The sequence below is a fragment of the Dyella flava genome, assembly GCF_016904955.1.
Lineage (GTDB): Bacteria > Pseudomonadota > Gammaproteobacteria > Xanthomonadales > Rhodanobacteraceae > Dyella_B > Dyella_B flava.
In genome coordinates this window covers 254449-275448 of sequence record NZ_JADIKE010000039.1, presented here as the reverse complement: position 1 = coordinate 275448, position 21000 = coordinate 254449, and the positions used below count along the sequence as shown (strand labels likewise).

9 protein-coding genes are annotated in these 21000 nt (G+C 61.4%); 6 read left to right on the top strand and 3 right to left on the bottom strand.

The features are described from left to right. Positions 1-9 precede the first annotated feature (9 nt). The 4 genes from ISP19_RS19605 to ISP19_RS19590 are packed head-to-tail and all read left to right on the top strand — an operon-like array spanning position 10 to position 8757. On the top strand, positions 10-3117 hold the full coding sequence (locus ISP19_RS19605; protein WP_204684097.1) for an efflux RND transporter permease subunit: 3108 nt from the start codon (positions 10-12) through the stop codon (positions 3115-3117). Next, positions 3114-6425: an efflux RND transporter permease subunit gene (locus ISP19_RS19600; protein ID WP_204684096.1), complete on the top strand. Its 3312-nt coding sequence runs from the start codon at positions 3114-3116 to the stop codon at positions 6423-6425. Before ISP19_RS19605 ends, ISP19_RS19600 begins: the two co-directional genes overlap by 4 nt. Before the next feature lie 2 nt (positions 6426-6427). After that, positions 6428-7876 (top strand): efflux transporter outer membrane subunit, encoded by a 1449-nt coding sequence (locus ISP19_RS19595; protein WP_239556955.1) that lies wholly within the window; start codon positions 6428-6430, stop codon positions 7874-7876. Continuing rightward, positions 7873-8757, top strand: coding sequence for an aldo/keto reductase (locus ISP19_RS19590; RefSeq protein ID WP_239556954.1), 885 nt, complete (start codon positions 7873-7875; stop codon positions 8755-8757). Before ISP19_RS19595 ends, ISP19_RS19590 begins: the two co-directional genes overlap by 4 nt. A gap of 79 nt (positions 8758-8836) precedes the next feature. Here the strand turns inward: ISP19_RS19590 and ISP19_RS19585 are convergent, their stop codons facing one another. The 3 genes from ISP19_RS19585 to ISP19_RS19575 form a co-directional block, all read right to left on the bottom strand. After that, positions 8837-9763 carry a 5'-nucleotidase gene (locus tag ISP19_RS19585; RefSeq protein ID WP_204684094.1) on the bottom strand — a complete coding sequence of 309 codons (927 nt, stop codon included), beginning with the start codon at positions 9761-9763 and terminating at the stop codon, positions 8837-8839. Between the two features lie 13 nt (positions 9764-9776). Then, positions 9777-10538, bottom strand: a complete 762-nt coding sequence (locus tag ISP19_RS19580) for an NAD kinase (RefSeq protein ID WP_204684093.1) — start codon at positions 10536-10538, stop codon at positions 9777-9779. A gap of 263 nt (positions 10539-10801) precedes the next feature. Next, entirely contained in the window at positions 10802-15724 is a 4923-nt protein-coding gene (locus ISP19_RS19575; RefSeq protein WP_204684092.1) for an NAD-glutamate dehydrogenase, read from the bottom strand. 653 nt (positions 15725-16377) lie between these two features. On the opposite strand from ISP19_RS19575, the gene ISP19_RS19570 reads away from it, so the two are divergent. Together ISP19_RS19570 and ISP19_RS19565 are read left to right on the top strand one after the other, a co-directional pair. Beyond that, positions 16378-17568: an efflux RND transporter periplasmic adaptor subunit gene (locus ISP19_RS19570; RefSeq protein WP_204684091.1), complete on the top strand. Its 1191-nt coding sequence runs from the start codon at positions 16378-16380 to the stop codon at positions 17566-17568. 11 nt (positions 17569-17579) lie between these two features. After that, positions 17580-20768 (top strand): efflux RND transporter permease subunit, encoded by a 3189-nt coding sequence (locus ISP19_RS19565; RefSeq protein ID WP_204684090.1) that lies wholly within the window; start codon positions 17580-17582, stop codon positions 20766-20768. The last annotated feature ends 232 nt before the right edge of the window (positions 20769-21000 follow it).

Sequence of the window (21000 nt, the reverse complement as noted above, 5' to 3'; positions counted from 1 at the left end):
CGCGATCTGATGAATATTTCCCGCCTGTTCGTACTCAGGCCGGTAGCCACATCGCTGCTGATGATCGCCCTTGTGCTGGTGGGCCTGGTCGCGATGCGTTTTCTGCCGGTATCGTCCCTGCCCGACGTCGACTATCCGACGATCCAGGTGCAAACCTTCTATCCGGGCGCCAGCCCCAGCGTGATGGCCACGACCGTCACCGCGCCGCTGGAAGTACAGCTGGGTGAAATCCCCGGCCTGCAGCAGATGACCTCGAGCAGCTCGGCCGGCGCGTCGGTCATCACGCTGCAATTCGATCTCTCGCTCAACCTCGATGTGGCTGAGCAGAATGTGCAGGAGGCGATCAACGCCGCCAACAGTCTGCTGCCCAGCGGCCTGCCTGCACCGCCGACCTATGCCAAGGTGAATCCGGCCGACCAGCCGATTCTCACGCTGGCGGTCACTTCCGATTCGATGTCGCTGACTCAGCTGCAGGACATCGCCAACAACCGGCTCGGCACCAAGATCTCCGAAGTATCCGGCGTGGGTCTGGTCACGCCTGCCGGCGGCAACGTGCCCGCGGTGCGGGTCGAGGCCGACCCGCAGAAGCTGGCCGCCTATGGCCTGAACATCGACGACCTGCGCTCGCTGATTTCCAACGTCAACGTCAGCCAGCCCAAGGGCAACTTCGACGGGCCAAAGCTCGACTACACGATCAACGGCAATGACCAGATCCAGGATCCGAAGGATTATCTGGATACGGTGATCGCCTATCAGAACGGCGCACCGGTTTATCTGAAGGATGTCGCCCGCGTCACGCAAGCCGCGCAGGATACCGAGCAAGGCGCCTGGTACAACAAGACGCCGGCCATCGTGCTCAACGTGCAGCGCCAGCCGGGCGCAAACGTGATCGCCACGGTCGATCAGATCCAGAAGGAGCTGCCGCAACTCGAATCCACCCTGCCGGCCGGCATGAAGGTGCAGGTCGTTTCCGACAGTACTGGCGTGATTCGCTCCTCTGTCTCCGATGCAGCATTCGAGCTGGTGCTCGCGGTAGTACTAGTGGTGCTGGTGATCTTCGTCTTCCTGCGCAACCTGCCCGCCACCATCATTCCCAGCATCTCCGTGCCGGTCTCGCTGATCGGCACGCTGGCGATGATGTACGAGCTCAATTATTCGATCGACAACCTTTCGCTAATGGCGCTGATCATCGCCACCGGCTTCGTAGTCGACGACTCGATCGTGATGATCGAGAACATCGTGCGTTATCTGGAAGAAGGCGAAACGCCGCTCAACGCCGCGCTGATCGGCGCCGGACAGATCGGCTTCACCATTCTGTCGCTGACCGTTTCGCTGATTGCCGTATTGATCCCGCTGCTGTTCATGGGTGGTGTCATCGGGCGATTGTTCAGCGAATTCGCCGTGACGCTGGCGGTGACGATCGTACTGTCGGGCCTGGTCTCGCTGACCCTGGTGCCGATGCTGTGCGCGCGCATCCTGCGCGCCGAATCAGAGCGGCATCCAAGTCGCTTCGAAAAGTTCAGCGAGGGCCTGTTCGACAAGACGCTCGCCGCCTACGAGCGCGGCCTGCGCGTGGTGATGAATCACCAGCGCGCCACCCTGGTGGTTTTCCTGATCACGCTGGCGGTCACCGTGGTGCTGTACGTAGTCATCCCCAAGGGCCTGTTCCCGGTGCAGGACGTGGGTGTGATCCAGGGCATCAGTATTGCCGACAACTCGGTGTCCTACACCACGATGGTCGATCGGCAGGCTGAATTGGCCGAGGCGATCCTCAAGGACAAAGATGTCGTCAATCTGACTTCCTATGTCGGTATCGACGGCACCAATACCACGCTCAACAACGGCCGTTTCCTGATCAACCTCAAGCCGCGCGATGACCGCTCCGAAACCGCCGAGGAAATCGCCCGCCGCATTCAGACCGAAGTGGCGAACATCCCCGGCATCAAGTTGTACTTGCAGCCGGAGCAGGACCTCACGCTGGACACCACCGTTTCACCCAATCAGTACCAGTTTGTGCTGCGTGGGCCGAGCCAGGCGGAATTCCAGAAATACGTGCCGGCCCTGATCAGTCGCATGAAGCAGATCAAGTCGATCCGCGATGTCACCAGCGATCTGAACAACGATGGCTTGAGCGTCAATGTCGAGGTCAATCGCCAGCTGGCCGCGCGCTTCGGCATTACCGCGGCGACGATCGACAATGCGCTGTACGACGCGTTGGGCCAGCGCATCGTGTCGACCATCTTCGATCAGTCCAGCCAGTATCGCGTGATCCTGGTGGCGAAGCCGGAAAAGCTGCCGACCCTGCAATCGCTGGGCGAGCTGTACCTGCCCAGCCAGACCAGCAGCACCGGACAGGTGCCGCTGAGTGCGATCGCGAAGATCGAAGTGACCAAGTCACCCTTGGTGATCAGCCACCTCGCACAATTCCCGGCAGTGGCGATTTCCTTCAACCTCGCCCAGGACGCATCGCTGAGCAAGGCGGTGGATGAGGTCAACCAGGCCGAGAAGGCGGTGAAACTGCCGCCGTCGATCACCTCGTCGTTCCAGGGTGCCGCGGAAGCGTTCCAGGATTCGCTGTCCAGCGAGGTGTACTTGCTGATCGCTGCGCTGGTAGCGGTGTATATCGTGCTGGGCGTGCTGTATGAAAGCTTCATTCATCCAGTGACCATTCTCTCCACCCTGCCTTCCGCCGGTATCGGCGCGCTGGTGGCGTTGATGGTCGCCGGTTCCGATCTGGACGTAATCGGCATCATCGGCATCGTGTTGCTGATCGGTATCGTGAAGAAGAACGCGATCATGATCGTGGACTTCGCACTCGAAGCCGAACGCGATCACGGCAAGCCACCGGCGGAGGCGATCTTCGAAGCATCGCTGCTGCGTTTCCGTCCGATCCTGATGACCACGCTGGCTGCCATGCTCGGTGCGTTGCCGATGTTGCTGGGTACCGGCACGGGCTCGGAACTGCGCCGGCCGCTGGGCCTGGCCATCATCGGCGGTCTGGCCCTGAGCCAGTTGTTGACCTTGTTCACTACACCGGTGATCTACCTGTTCTTCGACCGGTTGGCGCAACGCTTCCAGCGCAAGCCGTCGTTGGCAGCAGGAGATAGCACGCCGTGAACATCTCGGCGCTCTTCATCAAGCGTCCGGTGGCGACCACCTTGCTGGCGATTGCCATCCTGCTGTCGGGCTTCCTGGCGTATTTCCATCTGCCCGTTGCACCGCTGCCCAACGTCACCTATCCAGTCATCGTGGTGTCGGCCAATTTGGCCGGCGCCAGTCCGGACATCATGGCATCCACCGTTGCCGAACCGCTGGAAAAGCGCATCGGCACGATCGCCGATGTCACGGAGCTCACCTCGCAAAGTTTCGTCGGCTCCACCCAGATCGTGGTGCAGTTCGGGCTGAATCGCGACATCAATGGCGCCGCCCGCGACGTGCAGGCCGCCATTCAGGCCGCTCGCGCCGACCTGCCCACCACGCTGCGCAACAATCCGAACTATCGCGAATACAACCCGGCGGACTCGCCGATCATGGTGCTCGCGCTGACCTCCAAGACCCTCACTCGTGCGCAGCTCTACGACTCGGCGGACTCGGTCATCCAGCAGCAGCTGTCGCAGGTGAGTGGCGTCGGTGAAATCACGCTGGGTGGCAGCGCCCTGCCCTCGGTACGCGTGGAGCTGGAACCCAACAAGCTCAACAGCTACGGCATCGGCCTGGAAGACGTGCGCGCCGCGATCAGCGCCGCCAACGCCGACAGCGCCAAGGGCCATATTGATCAGAAGGGCCAACGCTACGAGGTCACTTCCAACGACCAGATCACCAAAGCGGCCCCCTATCGCGACCTTGTCATCGCGTATCGCGACGGTTCGCCGGTGCTGCTGCGCGATGTCGCGGACGTGGAAGATTCCGCCGAAAACCTCCGCAACATGGGCCTTTATAACGGCCAGCCCGCGGTGCTGGTCATCGTGTACCCACTGCCCGGCGGCAATATCGTCAAGACAGTTGCGCAGATCCGCAACGTACTGCCCTCGATCGAAGCCACGCTGCCACGCAACGTGCATATCGGCATCGCCGTGGACCGCTCGCAATCGGTGAACGCTGCCGTAGGCGACACGGAACGCTCCCTCTTCATCGCCGTGCTGCTGGTGATCGGGGTGGTGTACGTGTTCCTGCAATCGCCACGGGCGATCCTGATTCCTGCAGTCGCACTGCCGCTGTCCATCATCGGCACCTTCGGGCCGATGTACCTGATGGGCTACAGCCTGGACAATCTTTCGCTGATGGCGTTGACCATCGGTACCGGCTTCGTGGTCGATGATGCGGTGGTGGTGCTGGAAAACATCGTGCGCCATGTCGAAGCGGGCATGGATGTACGCGAAGCGGCGCTCAAGGGCAGCGGCGAGGTCGGCTTTACGGTGATCTCGATGAGCATCTCGCTGATCGCGGTGTTCCTGCCGATCCTGCTGATGCCGGGCATCATCGGCCTGCTGTTCCACGAATTTGCCGTCACGCTGTCGATCGCGATTCTGCTGTCGCTGCTGATCTCGCTGACCGTCACGCCGACCATGGCCGCCTACCTGCTGCGCCCCGGCGCGGCCATGCACTCCAAGGCGCGCTGGGCGCTGTGGTACGAAAGGCAGTTCGAACGCTTCAAGCAGGCGTATTCGCGCTCGCTCAGCGCTGTGCTCAATAACGCGCTGATGATCGGCCTGATGTTGATCGGCCTGATCGTGCTCAACGTGTTCCTGATCAAGCTGGTGCCGTCCACGTTCTTCCCGGAACAGGACAACGGCATCCTGATCGGCCAGATCATTGCCGACCAGAGCATCTCTTTCCAGGCGATGGAACAGAAGCTGGCCCAGTTGCAGAGCATTGTGCAGAAAGATCCCGCAGTCGCCTCGGTTGCAGGTTTCACCGGCGGTCGCGCACTCAACACGGCCAACGTGTTCGTGGAGCTTAAACCGCTGAACGAACGCAAGCTCTCCGCCGCGCAGGTGGTGGACCGCCTGCGTCCCAAGCTCAATGCGGTTTCCGGCGCGAAGCTGTTCATGCAGGCGGCGCAGGATCTGCATATCGGCGGACGGCAGTCGGCCGCCGAGTACCAATACACCTTGACCAGCGACGATCCCACCGCGCTGTACACCTGGGTGCCGAAACTGGTGACGGAGCTCGGCAAATACCGCAGCCAGATGCAGGACGTGAACTCGGACCTGCAACAGAACGGCTTGCAGACCTACGTCAATTTCGATCGAGCCACCATGGCCCGTTACAGCTTTGCGCCGAACCAGATCGATGCGGTGCTGTATGACGCCTTTGGCCAGCGCACCGTGTCCACCGTCTACAACCAGCTCAACCAGTATTTCGTGGTGATGGAAGTCGCTCCCAAATATTGGCAATACCCGCAAATGCTGGATCGCATGTTCTTCAGCACCGCGGCAGGCAATCCCTCCGGCACCCAGCAGACGCAGATGCCGGGCGGTACGGTCTCGGGTGTTACCGAGCATTCCGCGGTGACGGCGGGATCAGCGGGATCGGCTTCCAATACCAACACGCTCAACGCGAACGCGCAGGCCAACCAGCTGACCAACGCGATTTCCAACTCCAAGGGCGGAACTTCCAGCGGCAGCGCAGACAGTACGTCGGCCGAAACGATGGTGCCGTTCCCGGCCATGCTCAGCTACACCAGCAACCACACGGCTACCCAGGTGAACCACCAGGATGGCCTGGTTGCCAGCACTATTTCGTTCAACCTGCCGCCCGGCGGTTCGCTGAGCAAGGCGATTGCCGCGATCAATCAGGCGATGCGCGAACTGGGCATGCCCGCATCCATCCACGGCGCCACCGCCGGCGCGGCACAGGTCTATTCGCAATCGATGTCGACCATGCCGCTGCTGATCCTGGCGGCGCTGGCCGCGGTATATATCGTGCTGGGCATTCTTTATGAGAACACCGTGCATCCGATCACCATCCTGTCTACCCTGCCCTCCGCCGGCATCGGTGCGACGCTGGCGCTGCTGATCTTCGGCACACCGTTCTCGGTGATCGCGATGATCGGCATCATCCTGTTGATCGGTATCGTGAAGAAGAACGCGATCATGATGATCGACGTGGCCATCCACCTGCAGCGCGACGAAGGCTATGCGCCGACCCAGGCCATTCATACTGCCGCCGTGCTGCGTCTGCGACCGATCATGATGACCACCGCCGCGGCCGTACTCGGCGCGGTGCCATTGGCAGTCGGCCTCGGCCAGGGCTCATCGCTGCGCCAGCCGCTCGGCATCACAGTGATGGGTGGCTTGGTTCTCAGCCAGGTCTTTACCCTGTACACGACACCGGTGATCTACCTTTTCCTCGACCGCTTGCGCGAACGACTCGCCAGGTGGTCCGCCACCTTGCCGTGGAACAGATCGGACGCGAGCGCATGAACATGAAGATTTCCCACACAGCTCTGGCCGCCTCGCTGGCACTGCTGCTCGGCGGCTGCATGGTCGGCCCTGACTATCATCGCCCGCAGGTGCCGGTAGCCACTCAGTACAAGGAACTGCCCGGCTGGACGCAGGCGGCACCTTCTGACGCAGCGCCGAAGGGGGACTGGTGGAGCGCGTTCAACGATCCGCTGCTCAATGAGCTGGAGCCGCAGGTATCGGTCTCCAACCAGACCGTGCGCCAGGCCTATGCGAACTACCAGGAAGCCTTGGCCGACGTGAAGATCGCGCGCGCCTCGCTGTTTCCCACCATCGGCGTAAGTGGGTCGGGCACCAAGCAGCGTACCGCTCGCAGCACCACCACGATCAGCCCAAGCTTTCAGCCGGTCAGCACCTCCGGCTCGGTGGAAGGCAATATCAGCTGGGCGCCCGATCTGTGGGGCAAGGTCCGCCGTACGATCGAGGAAAACAAGGCCACGGCCCAGGCCAGCCAGGCCACGCTGGCCAATGCCACGCTGTCCGAGCAGACCGCACTGGCGACCGCGGTGGTCGAACTACGCGTGGCGGATGCCAATATCGATCTGCTGCAAAAAACGGTGGATGCCTATACCGAATTCCTGCGCGTGGTGGAGAACCAGGGCTCCGCCGGCACGACGCCGCCGTCCGACGTGATCACCGCCCGCACGCAACTGGAGAACGCCAAGGCCAGCCTGATTGCGCTGGGCGTAGCCCGCTCGCAATACATGCATGCGATTGCCGTGCTGGTCGGCAAGAATCCGGAAGAACTCGATATCCCGCACAGCACGACACTGCCCGCGCTGCCGAACGTACCGGTGGGCGTGCCCTCGACCTTGCTGGAACGTCGCCCGGACATCGCCGTCGCCGAACGCCAGATGGCCGCGCAAAACGCCGCCGTCGGCGTGGCGATTGCTGCGTATTACCCCAGCGTCTCGCTGTCGGCAGCCGATGGTTTTTCGCAGTCGCCGCTAGCAGGACTGCTGCACTTGGCCAACCATGTGTGGTCAGTCGGCGCCGACGTGGACGAAACCGTATTCGATTTCGGTGCGCGTCACGGTGAAGTCACCGCAGCGAAGGCGGCCTACGAGGCGGCCGTAGCCAACTATCGCGGCACCGTGCTGACGGCGTTCCAGAACGTCGAGGACGATCTCTCCGGCTTGCGCATCCTGGCGCAGCAGGCTGAGGTGGTCGATGCCGCCGTCAAGGATTCCACCCAGGGTGCCCAAATCGCCATGAACGAATATGAGGCAGGCACCGTGGATTACACCACCGCCGCCACCGCACAGGCCACGCAGCTGAGTACCGAGCAGAGCGCATTGAGTGTTCAACAGCAACGCCTGCTCGATACGGTGTCGCTGATCGGCGATCTGGGCGGCGGCTGGTCTGCCGATCAACTCAGTGACTCGAAACAACCGACTGGTGCAGCACGTTGAACGCATCCACTGACATGCTTGAGCTCTCGCCTATCGTCGCCGGCCTTTGGCGCATCGTGGACTGGAACCTCGATGTGCAACAGCGCGTAAGCTGGATTGAACAGGCGCTGGAGCTGGGCATCACCTCGTTCGATCACGCAGACATTTACGGTGCTTACCGTGCCGAAGCGCTGTTCGGCGAAGCGCTCAAGACCGCACCGGCCCTGCGTCACCGCATGCAGCTGATCACCAAGTGCGGCATTCGTTTTCGTTCAGCGGAACGCCCTTATCGCATCAACCACTACGACACCGGCGCGGGCTATATACGCGCCCAGGTCGAGCAATCATTGCGCAATCTGCATACCGAACAGCTGGACCTGGTGCTGATCCACCGTCCCGATTACCTGATGGACGCGGCGGCACTGGCGGAAACCTTTGCCACGCTCACACGCGAAGGCAAAGTGGCTCATTGGGGTGTTTCCAACCACACCACCAGCCAGTTCGCCCTGCTGCATCAGCACCATCCGCTGCACACCAATCAAGTCGAGCTATCGCCACTGCAAATGGGCGCGCTGGACGACGGCACGCTCGATCAGGCCCAGCAATACGGTCTGCGGCCGATGATCTGGTCGCCCTTGGCGGGTGGCCGCCTGTTCAACGAAGCAAGCGAGCAGGCTAACCGCGTGCGCGGCGAGATGTCCGCGATCGCCGCGAAGCACAACGTCAGCCTGACCACGCTGGCTTTCGCCTGGATACTGCGCCACCCGTCACGCCCATATCCGATTACCGGCACCGGCCGCATCGATGGGTTGCGCGATGCGGTTTCCGCTTTGCAGCTGAAGCTCGACGCGGAAGACTGGTACGCCATCTGGGTTGCCAGCAAAGGGCACGGCGTACCGTGATGGATGATTAGACTCCAGGGGCTGTTTACACTATTTGCGTAGCTCACGCCGGGAGCCACGCAAATAGTGTAAGCAGGCCCTAGCCATTACTGACGCCGTGGGGCACATGTCCCGTCGCCACATGCTTGCGCGCGGACTCCACGTTGGCCGGCGAATCATCGAAAAAGATGTCGGCGCCGAAAGCATCCAGGAACGGGCCTTTGTCACGGCCGCCAAGGAATAGCGCTTCATCGATGCGCACGCCCCAGCGGCGCAAGGTAAGAATCACGCGCTTGTGCGCCGGTGCAGAGCGAGCGGTGACTAGTGCGGTGCGGATAGGTGAGTTTTCTGCCGGGAATGCCGCCTGTAAACGATGCACCGCGGAAAGGAAACCACGGAACGGCCCCACCGATAGCGGCTCATCGGCCAGTTCGGTCTCGCTGCGGTGAAATGCTTCCAGGCCTTCCTCGCGCGAAACGCGCTCGCCTTCATCGCCGAAAATCACCGCATCGCCATCAAAAGCAATGCGTAGTTGCTCGCTAGCGCGCGGCGGTGCGACCGAAGGCAGGATCGTGGCGGCAGCCACCCCGGCTTTCAGCGCCCGGCCGACATCCTCGGCATTGGCGGAAAGAAACAGATCGGCCCTGAATGGCGCGATGTAATCGGAGGTCGGCGCGCCGCTGGTGAAGGCCGCCCGACTGATTTCCAGGCCGTAATGCTGGATGGCGTTGAAGATGCGCAAGCCGGTATCGCCGGAATTGCGTGATAGCAGAATCACCTCGACCGGCGGCACATCGCCCGCCAGCTTGTTCAGACCGAGCAGCTTCTGCACCAGCGGAAAGGCCACGCCCGGCTGCAGGATCTCGTTTTCATGCTCGATTTGAAATGCGCGGTAGGCATCGAGACCTTCCCGCTCAAACAAATTGTGGCTGTCACCCAGATCGAACAAGGCACGCGACGAGATCGCGACCACCAGCTTGTTGTCGGTGGCGGCGCGGGGATCGTGAGCAACGGGTGTTCGGGTCATGGCTGAAGTGGTTTCAATCCGCAGCAAACTGCTCGTCCAGGATGCGCTGCTCCAGATTGTGCTCCGGATCGAACAACAAGCGCACGCCCTGCTCCTGCGACTGGTGGATGTCCACGCTACGGACATTGCGTACCTCAAGGAAGTCGGCCGTGGCACTGATTGGCCGCTTACCCGGATCCAGCACGCGCAGGCTGACCTGGGTGCGGTGCGGCAGGATGGCGCCGCGCCAGCGGCGCGGACGGAATGGGCTGATGGGCGTCAGCGCCAGCACATTGGCATCCAGCGGAAGAATCGGTCCATGTGCCGACAGGTTGTACGCGGTGGAACCGGCTGGCGTGGAAACCAGGATGCCGTCGCAGACCAGCGTGGCGAGCTTGACCTCGTCGTTAAGCTTCACTTCCAGGTGCGCGGCCTGATTGGTTTGCCGCAGCAGCGACACTTCGTTGAAAGCCAGCGCGCAGCGCGACTGACCATCCGCATCAGTCGTCTGCATTTCCAGCGGGAACAATTCGGCAGCGTGCGCACGCACGATGCGCTCCGGCAATTCTTCGATCTTGTGCTTGTTCATCAAAAAGCCGACGCGGCCCAGCTTCATGCCGTAAACAGGCGCGGCGACTGCACGATGCGCGTGCAGGGTGCGCAGCATGAAGCCGTCACCGCCCAAGGCGACGATCACTTCCGCTTCGGTAGCAGGTACATCGCCGTAACGTTCCACAAGTTTGCGACGTGCTTGCTGGGCAACATTGGTTTCGCTGGCGACAAACGCGAGGCGCATAAAGTCCATCTCGATGCAAGTATGCGGTCGAGCTTACGACACACAGGGTGGGCTGACCATGCCTGAATCCATGAAGCCCGCTGCTCTCCTCACAACCGGAGGGCAAGCCCCGCTGGAAAGAGAGGGGGAGCTAAGGGACCAGGCTCGCGGAAAAAACATGTTCATGCGCGCCTGATTGCACTTTGTTTTTGCGCATAGGCAGGCACCATTTGAGCTTGCCCCTCACCCAAGCCCTCTCCCCGAAAGGGAGAGGGCTTACAACATCAGGCGACTGGCACCTGCGCCAACTGTGCCAGACGGCGCACGGCCACCGAGGCAATCGGGTAATCCGCGTTCTGCGTGAGGATTTCCGACAGCATGCTGCGGGTGTACTTCAGCGTGGGATCATCGCGATCCAGCCATGCCTGCACCAGCGAGACATCCTTATTGCCACCATCCAGCGTGAGCACCTGGATAGCCAGTGCGCGATGCTGATGATTGAGTTCATCCAGCAGCGAGCCGCGAGCCTGGGCGTGCCAGTGACCTTCCACCGGCAAGGCTTCGATCTGGCCGCGCAGCCATTCCAGATCCAACACCTGACCCAGTTCATAGAACACGTTGGCTACCTTGGCGAGCGGCCGTCCGGTCTGCTTGGCCACCTCGACCATGTCGAGCATCGCACGCAGCTCCGGCACCTTGGCCAGCCGCACGGCGAGATCGGTCGGCAAACCAAGGCCTTCCCACTTTTCCTGGCTGGTGCTGAAGTCAGCCTTGCCGGCCGGGGTCAGCGCATCCGGGACGGTGGCGCCGAGCTCGGCCACGGCAGCCTGATAACGCTCCACATTGGCCGCAATGTCCAGCGTGCCACCCGGGCGGTTCAGCAGCCAGCGCGTGATGTGACGCAGCAGCGACCAGATCTGCATGATCGCATCGACCTGCGTGTCTTCTGCGACCTTGCTGTCCTGTGCTTCGATCTGCGCCCACAGGTCACGCGCGCCGAGAATCTCACGCGCGGCGGTATACGCCTTGGCGATCGCCGCCGGGCCCTGCCCCGTATCTTCCTGCATGCGCATCATGAAGGTGGCGCCCATGCGGTTGATGGTGGAATTGGTGACGGCGGTGGCGATAATTTCGCGTTTCAGGCGATGGCGCTGCATATGCACGGCGTACTTGTCGTGCAGCGGCGCCGGGAAGTAGCGCACCAGTTCCTTCGACAGGTACGGATCTTCCGGCACGTCCGAGTCCAGCAGTTGCTGATACAGACGGATCTTGTCGTATGACAACAGCACCGACAGTTCCGGACGGGTCAGGCCCTGGCCACGCGTCTTGCGCTCAGTCAGCTCGGCTTCGCTGGGCAAATTTTCCACCTGGCGGTCGAGCAGACCTTCACCTTCCAGCGTGCGGATGAAGTGCGCCATCGAACCCAGACGCTTCACCGACTGATGTTCCATCAGTGTGATGGCCTGGTTCTGGCGGTAGTTGTCCCACAACACCAGTTCGCCCACTTCGTCGGTCATCGCGGCGAGCTGCTGGTTGCGGCCGTCCACGGTGATCTCGTTGCGCTGCACGGCATCGTCGAGCAGGATCTTGATGTTCACCTCGTGGTCGGAGGTGTCCACGCCAGCCGAGTTATCGATGAAGTCAGTGTTGAGCAACACACCATGCTGTGCGGCTTCGATACGACCCTTCTGCGTGAAGCCCAGGTTGCCGCCCTCGCCGACCATCTTGCAACGCAGCTCCGCGCCATTGATGCGCAGCGCGTTGTTGGCGCGATCGCCCACGTCAGCGTGAGTTTCGCTGGAGGCTTTCACATAGGTACCGATGCCGCCGTTCCACAGCAGGTCGACCGGCGCCTTGAGGATGGCGCTGAGCAGTTCGATCGGCGACATGTGCTGCACATCGGCTTTCAAACCGAGCGCCGCACGGACTTCTGGCGAAATCGGAATCGACTTCACGCTGCGTGGCCACACGCCGCCGCCGGCGGAGATCAGCGACTTGTCATAGTCGTCCCAGCTCGAACGCGGCAGCTTGAACATGCGCTCACGCTCGGCGAAGGACTTGGCCGTATCCGGATTCGGATCGAGGAAGATGTGGCGATGATCGAACGCCGCCAGCAGGCGGATGTGCTTGGACAACAGCATGCCGTTGCCGAACACGTCACCGGACATGTCACCGATACCGACACAGGTGAAATCCTGGGTCTGCGAATCACGGCCCAGCGCACGGAAGCTGCGCTTCACCGACTCCCATGCACCCTTGGCGGTGATGCCCATGCCCTTATGGTCGTAACCGTTGGAACCACCGGAAGCGAAGGCGTCGCCCAGCCAGAAGCCGTGTTCGACCGAAATCGCATTGGCGATGTCGGAGAACGTAGCCGTGCCCTTGTCGGCAGCCACCACCAGGTACGGATCGTCCTGGTCATGGCGCACCACATCGTGCGGCGGTACTACCTTGCCTTCCACCAGGTTGTCGGTGATATCCAGCAGGCCATTGATAAACAGGCGATAGCAGGCAATGCCTTCGGCCAGCTGCGCATCGCGATCGCCACCCACCGGCGGATGCTTGACGAAGAAACCGCCCTTCGAGCCTACCGGCACGATCACGGTGTTCTTCACCATTTGCGCCTTGACCAGGCCCAGCACTTCGGTGCGGAAGTCTTCGCGGCGATCGGACCAACGCAGGCCGCCGCGAGCCACCGGCCCGAAACGCAAGTGAATGCCTTCCACGCGCGGCGAGTACACGAAAATCTCGCGATACGGCACCGGCTTGGGCGCATCCGGCACCTGCTTGGAGTCGAACTTGAAGCTGACGTAGTGACGATGCGCACCGTCCCACTTCTGGAAGAAGCTGGTGCGCAGCGTGGCGCGGATGGTGTTCATGAAGCTCAGCAGGATGCGCTCGTCGTCAAGGCTGGCGACATCGTCCAGCAGCGACTTCAACGCTTCCCACAGCCCATGCACCTGCGCTTCGCGCGATTGAGACAGCACATGGACGATGCCATCGATCAGTTCCGGCTTCGCCTTCTGCGTGTCGGCAGGAATCAGCGCCTGCATTTCACGGCGCAGATCAGCCTGGGCCTTTTCCAGCTCGGCTGCGCTGAGCTGTTCACGACGCGGATCGAACTTGGCGTTGAACAACTCGATCATCAAGCCGGCAATCGCCGGATAACGGTTGAGCGTCTCTTCCATGTAGCTCTGCGAGAACGCGATGCCGACCTGTTGCAGATACTTGCAATAGCCGCGTAGCACGGCCACCTGACGCCAGTCAGCCTGAGCCGATAGCACCAGATTGTTGAAACCGTCGCTCTCGGCCTGACCGCGCCACAACGCTTCGAAGCTGCGCTCGAAGCGATGACGCAGATGCGGCAGATCAAACGCCAACGGTGATTTCGGCTTCAGCTCGAAATCATGGATGGTCAGCGTGCGGCCTTCGCTTTCCAGCGTGTAGACGTGTTCGGCGAGCATGCGCACGCCCATGTTTTCCAGCATCGGCAACGCATCGGACAGCGAAATCGGTGCACCGACGTGGATCACCTTGAAGCGCAGACTCTGATCACGCGGATCTTCGTAAAGATTCAGATGGATCGAGTCATCGCTCTTGAGGCCAGCCAGCGCCATGACATCGTGGGCGGCCACTTCGGGCGAAACGTCTTCGATGTAACCGGCCGGCAGCGTCTTGCCGAAGCGGTTGAGCAGGGCCACGCCCTGCGCTTCACCAGCATGGCCGATCAGGCTGTCACGCAAACCGTCCTGCCAGTTACGCACGATATGGGCGAGACGCGCTTCCAGTTCCTGCACATCGTAGGCAGGCTGATCGCCCGGATGCGGGCGCACCGTGACGTGCAGGCGCGCCAGTACGGACTCGCCCATCAGCACGTTGGAATCCAGGCTTTCACCGTGGAATACCTCGCGCAGCATCTCTTCCACGCGCTCACGCACAGCCGTATTGAAACGATCGCGCGGCACGAACACCAGGCAGGTGAAGAAACGGCCATAACGGTCGCGGCGCACGAACAAACGCGCGCGGGCGCGCTGCTGCAATTCAAGAATGCCGGTAGCGGTGGTAAACAGCTCGTCTTCGCTGGACTGGAACAATTCTTCCTGCGGCAGAGTTTCAAGGATGTGACGCAGCGACTTGCCTGAATACGAATCGCGCTTCAGGCCCGAACGCGCCAGCACCGCTTCCACGCGCTGGCGTACCAGCGGCACATCCTGTGGACGCGTCATGTAAGCGTTGGAAGTGAACAGGCCAAGGAAACGCTGCTCGGAAACCGGCGTGCCATTGGCGTCGAACTTGAGTACGCCGACGTAATCCATGTTGCCAGCACGATGCACGTGCGAACGCGCATTGGTCTTGGTCAGGATAATGGCGTCGTAAGCACCGGACTGCGGCAGATCGTGTGCAACCAGCGTGCGCAAAGAGCGCGGCGCCACCGAACGCTCGCGTCCGTGCAGGATACCCAGACCCGAACCTTCGATCGGCCGCAGCACTTCGTCACCTTCGGCCTTGGCAACTTCGTATTCGCGATAGCCCAGGAAGGTGAAGTTGTCGTCCGCCAACCAACGCAGGAATTGGCTGGCTTCTTTCACTGATGCGGCATCGAGCGGCAGCTTGCGGTTCGGCAAGTCGTCGGCAATCGCCAACGCTTTGTCGCGCATCGCGCTCCAGTCACGCACAGCAGCGCGCACGTCTTCCAGCGCGGCCTCGATCTGGGCCTTGATCTGTGCCTGTGCGGCGTCGCCCTCGATATGATCCACTTCGAAGTGGATCACCGACTCGGGCCCACCCTGTTCGTCGCCAATACGCTGCAACTGGCCGTTGCCATCGCGGCTGACCTTTACCACCGGATGGATCACGGCGTGCACTGGCGAATACGCGGTAAGCACCATGCTGACCGTGTCGATCAGGAAGGGCATGTCGTCGTTGATGATTTGAACGGCGCTGCGTCCCGCGTGACCGGCGCCGACAATGCGTATCACCGCGTGGCCCGCAGGACGCTGCTGCATGAAATCAATGAGTCCGGCGATCGCCGCGGCCCATTCGGCTGGGGTATGCAGTTCAACATCGGAACTGACAATGCGCGAGAAAAAGGCGCTGATAAAAAATTGCGCCTCATCAAGGCGCTTATTCGGAAAACCGCTTTTCTTCAACTCTTCGAGCACGACAGACGCGAGGGGGATGTCGTTGGTCGCACGGATCGCATTCATGGCTTCGACTTAAGAAGTGGAGATGGATAGGACGTGAAAACAGTCTGGGGATGGAGCAGAAAGCCTTCAAAGCATACGCTTCGCCTTGCATTGAATCCATCGGCAGCGCAGCAACACGTTGTATTCGCGCGTGGATGGATCAGCGTGCAGTCATGCAACGTGGTGTCAGGCAAACGCTCAAACGTTGGACCTTCCCGGTTTTTAATCTCTGCGCAGGCCGGAATCCAGCGCGCGTCTGCGTCGAAAGGCAGGCCCACAGCCCCGGCCTTCGCGGAAAAATGACCAGGAAAGCCATCGCCTGAAGCGTGCGCGGAAGCTGCTCTCCTGGTCAAAGCACCCGGGGGGAGGTGTATATAGTTCACGCAGCAAATATGTTGCTGGCGTCTTGAGTCGGACGCATGACAAGTGGATCGCCATGGATGCCACAGCGGAGCCCGTGTCTTCAGTCATGATCGCAAGGGGCTGGATTCGCACCGCGAACAAATTGTAAACTGATCGGTATAGTCTTGCTGGCGTCCCTACCGTTGAGGGACGAACGACACAGGACAAACGGGCGGTTATCCGATAAACGTAAGATTTTCCGGCAAGTTCCTCCAGGCATGCGGATGGACGTTGCTTCCCCCTACCCCGATTACGCTAGTCATGGAGTTCTCATGAAGTCGACGCCAATGCGCACACCGGTGCTGTGCCTGAGCTTGCTGGCGCTTGCCGCCTGCGGCAAGGAGCAAGGCCCACCCAAGATGCCTACGCCGACAGTGGGCGTGGTAGAAGCCCAGCCACAAAACGTTCCACTCAACAAGGATCTGGTCGGACGCCTGTCGGCGTATCGCAGCGCTGACGTGCGCGCCCGCGTGTCGGGCCTGCTGCTCAAGCGCGTCTACACCGAAGGCACCGACGTCAAGCAAGGCCAGCTGATGTTCCAGATCGACCCGGCACCGTACAAGGCGACCCTCGCTGCCGCCCAGGCGGCACTGGCGTCGGCCCAGGCCACCTATACCAATGCGCACATCGTCGCCAACCGCGACCGCCAGCTGGTGCCAAAGGGCTACATCTCGCAGGCCCAGCTCGACAGCGATGAGGCTATCGAGCGCTCCTCCCTGGCCGCGGTGAAACAGGCCGAAGCCAATGTGCAGACGGCCCAGGTCAACCTCAGCTATACCAACGTCACCAGCCCCATCGCCGGCCGCGCCGGTGAACAGCAAGTCACCGAAGGCGCCATCGTCGGCGCCAGCACCGCCGATACGGGGTCCAGCTCGACCTTGCTGACCACGGTCGACCAACTTGACCAGATGTATGTGAACTTCACGCTCAGCGCTGCCGACCTGGATACCCTTGAGCACGCCCAGCACGCCGGCAACGTGTCACTGGCGGAGCAGGCCAAGACCACCGTGCAGATCACGCTGCCCAGCGGCAACAGGTACGACCAGCTCGGCACGCTGGATTACTCCTCGGTGATCGTCAATCCGACCACCGGCGCCATCAACATGCGCGCTCTCCTGCCCAATCCGGAGCGGCGCCTGCTGCCAGGCATGTACGTCACCCTGACGGCCAACATGGGTGAACTCAATAAGGTGTTCCTGATCCCGCAGGCTGCGATCCAGCGTGATCCTGTCGGTGCCTATGCCCTGGTTGTGGGCAAGGACGGCAAGGTTGCCCAGAAGCGCGTGATGGCCGACAACACGCTCGGCACCAATTGGGTCGTCACCAGTGGCCTCGACGCAGGCGACGAGGTCATCGTATCGGGTGTCCAGGCCGTCAAGCCGGGCGCGCCCGCCAAGGCAACCCCATGGACGCCTGACCAGGCACCAGCCGGACAGGCTCCTGCCGCCGCTGGCCATCAGTAAGGAGAACACTGATGCCGAGTTTCTTTATCGACCGCCCCATTTTTGCCTGGGTGGTCGCCATCCTCATCACCCTCGTCGGCACCATCTCGGTACTGAACATGGGTGTGGAGTCCTACCCGAACATTGCGCCGCCGCAGGTGACAGTGACGGCCACCTTCCCGGGCGCCAGCGCCCAGACCATGGAAGATACGGTCACCAAGGTGATCGAGCAGCAGCTCACCGGCGTGGACAACCTGCTGTACTTCAGTTCGGCCTCGAACTCGAACGGCACGTCCGTGATCACCCTGAGCTTTGCCACCGGCACCGATCCGGACATCGCCCAGGTGCAGGTGCAGAACAAGGTGTCGTTGGCGCAGCCACAGTTGCCGTCCGAAGTGAACCTGCAGGGCGTGGTGGTAGCCAAGTCCAATCCGGACTTCCTGATGTTCGTGGGACTGATCTCCAACAACCCGGAGATTGACAGCAACCGCCTCAGTGACATTGTCGGCTCGGAAGTGATCAACCAGATCGGCCGCATTCCCGGCGTAGGTGCCACCTTCCAGGTAGGTTCCGAATACGCCATGCGTGTATGGCTGAACCCGGACAAGATGCAGGGTTACGGTCTTTCCGCTACTGACGTCGAGAACGCGATCACTGCGCAGAACGTGCAGTTCGCCGCCGGCTCGCTGGGCGCCGACCCGGCCACCAGCGGGCAGAGTTTCACTGCCACGGTCTCGGCCGAGGGTCTGTTCAACACGCCCGAGCAGTTCGGCAACATCATCCTGCGCGCCAACTCCGACGGCACCGTGGTGCGCATGAAGGATATCGCGCGCACCGAATTCGGCCCGCAGACCTACGGCTTTACGTCCACCTGGAGCGGTCAACCGGTCGGTGGCTTCGGTATCCAGCTGCTGCCGGGCGCCAACGCGCTGGCCGTGGCCGAAGCAGTGCGCGCCAAGATGGACGAACTGGCCAAGGACTTCCCGCAAGGCGTCACCTGGTTCGCTCCTTACGACAGCACGCCGTTCGTGCAGGTATCGATCGAGGAAGTGGTGCACACGCTGATCGAGGCGATCATCCTGGTCTTCTTCGTGATGCTGATCTTCCTGCAGAACTTCCGTGCCACCATCATTCCTACCCTGGTGATCCCGGTCGCTCTGCTCGGCACCTTCATCGGCCTGTCGCCGTTGGGCTTCACCATCAACCAGCTCACCCTGTTCGGCATGGTGCTGGCCATCGGCATCGTGGTGGATGACGCGATCGTGGTGATCGAAAACGTCGAACGCATCATGACCGAGGAGAACCTCTCCCCGAGGGAGGCCACGCGCAAGGCGATGGGCCAGATCCAGGGCGCCGTGGTCGCCATTACGGTGGTGCTGGCGGCGGTGTTCGTTCCGTCCGCATTGCAGCCGGGCGCCACCGGCGTGATCTACAAGCAGTTCGCGCTGACCATTGCCGTGTCGATGGGCTTCTCGGCGTTCCTCGCGTTGTCGTTCACACCGGCCCTGTGCGCCACCATCCTCAAGCCCACGCACGAAGAAAAGAAGAACTTCTTCTACAACTGGTTCAACAAGACCTTCGACCGGGTGACGCACACCTATCACGGCCATATCGGCAGTGCGGTGCGTCATGCACCGCGCTGGATGATCGTGTTCGCCCTGGTCACCATGCTGGCCGGCTACCTCTACACCAAGCTTCCCACCGGCTTCGTACCCAGCGAGGACCAAGGCTTTGCCCTGGCCATCGTCAGCCTGCCGCCGGGCGCCACGCTGGAGCGCTCTGAGCAGGTGATGAAGGAAGTACAAGACAAGCTCGCATCCAGTCCGCTGAAGGACACTTATGTGGGCATGTACCAGATCAGCGGCTTCAGTTTCGTGGGCCATAGCGAAAACACCGGCATGGTGTTCATCAAGCTCAAGGACTGGAGTGTGCGTTCGATCACTGCGGATGACTTCATCCGGCAGGCCAACGGCGTTCTGCACGGCATTCGCGATGCGCAGATCTTCGTAGTGAACCTGCCAACCATCCGCGGCCTCAGCCAGTTCGGCGGCCTGGACATGTATCTGCAGGCACGTAGCGGCCAACCCCGTACACAACTCGCCCAAGCGCTGGGCATGCTACTGGGCAAGGCAGCGCAAAGCCCCACACTGTTCGGCGCCCGCCCGAACATCCTGCCTGATGCCCCGCAATACAACCTGACCGTCGACCGCCAGCAGGCATTTGCCCTGGGCCTGTCGGTAAGTGACGTGTACAACGCCATCCAGCTCATGCTGGCACCGGTGTACATCAACAACTTCATCTACGAAGACCGCGTGAAGCGCGTGATGGTACAGGCCGACGCAGCGTATCGCATGGATACCGATGCATTCGGTCACATATACACGCCCAGTACGCTCACCACCAGCACCAGTTCCACCAGCTCGGCCACTCCGTCGGTCAATGGCCCCTACAACATGATCCCGCTGTCCAGCGTGGTGCATTCCACCTGGAGCATGGCCGCACCTTCGCTTACGCGCTACAACGGCTATCCGGCGATCGAAATCGTGGGCGATGCCGGCAAGGGCTATTCCACCGGCCAGGCGATGGCAACGCTGCAGGACATCATCAACACCGATCTGCCCGCAGGCTTTGGTGCAGATTGGACCGGCCAGTCCTATCAGGAGGTACTTGCAGGCAACTCGGCGACGCTATTGATGATTCTGTCGATCGTGATCGTGTTTCTGTGCTTGTCTGCCTTGTATGAAAGCTGGTCGATTCCGGTTGCAGTGTTGCTGGTAGTGCCATTAGGCGTGCTCGGCTTAACCCTGGCCTGCATGCTGCGCGGTTTCCCAAACGACATGTACTTCAAGATCGGCATGGTGACGGTGATAGGCCTCGCCGCGAAGAACGCGATCCTGATCGTGGAATTCGCGGTGGAGCAGCAGGCCGAAGGCAAGACGCTGTTCGACGCTGTGCTTACCGCAGCCCGTCAACGTCTGCGTCCGATCCTGATGACCTCGATGGCCTTCATCCTCGGCGTGTTGCCGCTGGTCACCTCCAGCGGTGCCGGCTCCAACTCCCGTCACGAAATCGGTACCGGCGTGATCGGCGGCATGATGTTCGCCACCTTCCTCGGCCTGCTGCTGATTCCGGTGTTCTACGTCAGCGTGCGCCGCATGCTGGGTGACAAGCTGGATGAGACTACGCACAAGCTGGCGCGTCACGAACACACGCCGCATTGAGGCAATCGCCATCCCGACCAATGCCCCGGCTATGCCGGGGCCAATGAGATGATCCTTCCCCACCCTACCTCGTGCACCGAGGTAGGGTGTTGTTTTTCTGGGGATCACGCTCATGCAAAACGTCACGTTGAGTTACCCACGTGACTTGCCTGGCTTGGCGACGACGAATACGTGATGCATGAACGACGCATCGACCTGAAAGACGACGTGACATGCGAATCGCTACTTGAAG

Excerpts from the sequence above, each read along its gene's own strand:
- ISP19_RS19605 (WP_204684097.1), top strand. The coding sequence starts at position 10 with ATGAATATTTCCCGCCTGTTCGTACTCAGGCCGGTAGCCACATCGCTG.
- ISP19_RS19595 (WP_239556955.1), top strand. The coding sequence starts at position 6,428 with ATGAAGATTTCCCACACAGCTCTGGCCGCCTCGCTGGCACTGCTGCTC.
- ISP19_RS19585 (WP_204684094.1), bottom strand. The coding sequence starts at position 9,763 with ATGACCCGAACACCCGTTGCTCACGATCCCCGCGCCGCCACCGACAAC.
- ISP19_RS19580 (WP_204684093.1), bottom strand. The coding sequence starts at position 10,538 with ATGCGCCTCGCGTTTGTCGCCAGCGAAACCAATGTTGCCCAGCAAGCA.
- ISP19_RS19575 (WP_204684092.1), bottom strand. The coding sequence starts at position 15,724 with ATGAATGCGATCCGTGCGACCAACGACATCCCCCTCGCGTCTGTCGTG.
- ISP19_RS19570 (WP_204684091.1), top strand. The coding sequence starts at position 16,378 with ATGAAGTCGACGCCAATGCGCACACCGGTGCTGTGCCTGAGCTTGCTG.
- ISP19_RS19565 (WP_204684090.1), top strand. The coding sequence starts at position 17,580 with ATGCCGAGTTTCTTTATCGACCGCCCCATTTTTGCCTGGGTGGTCGCC.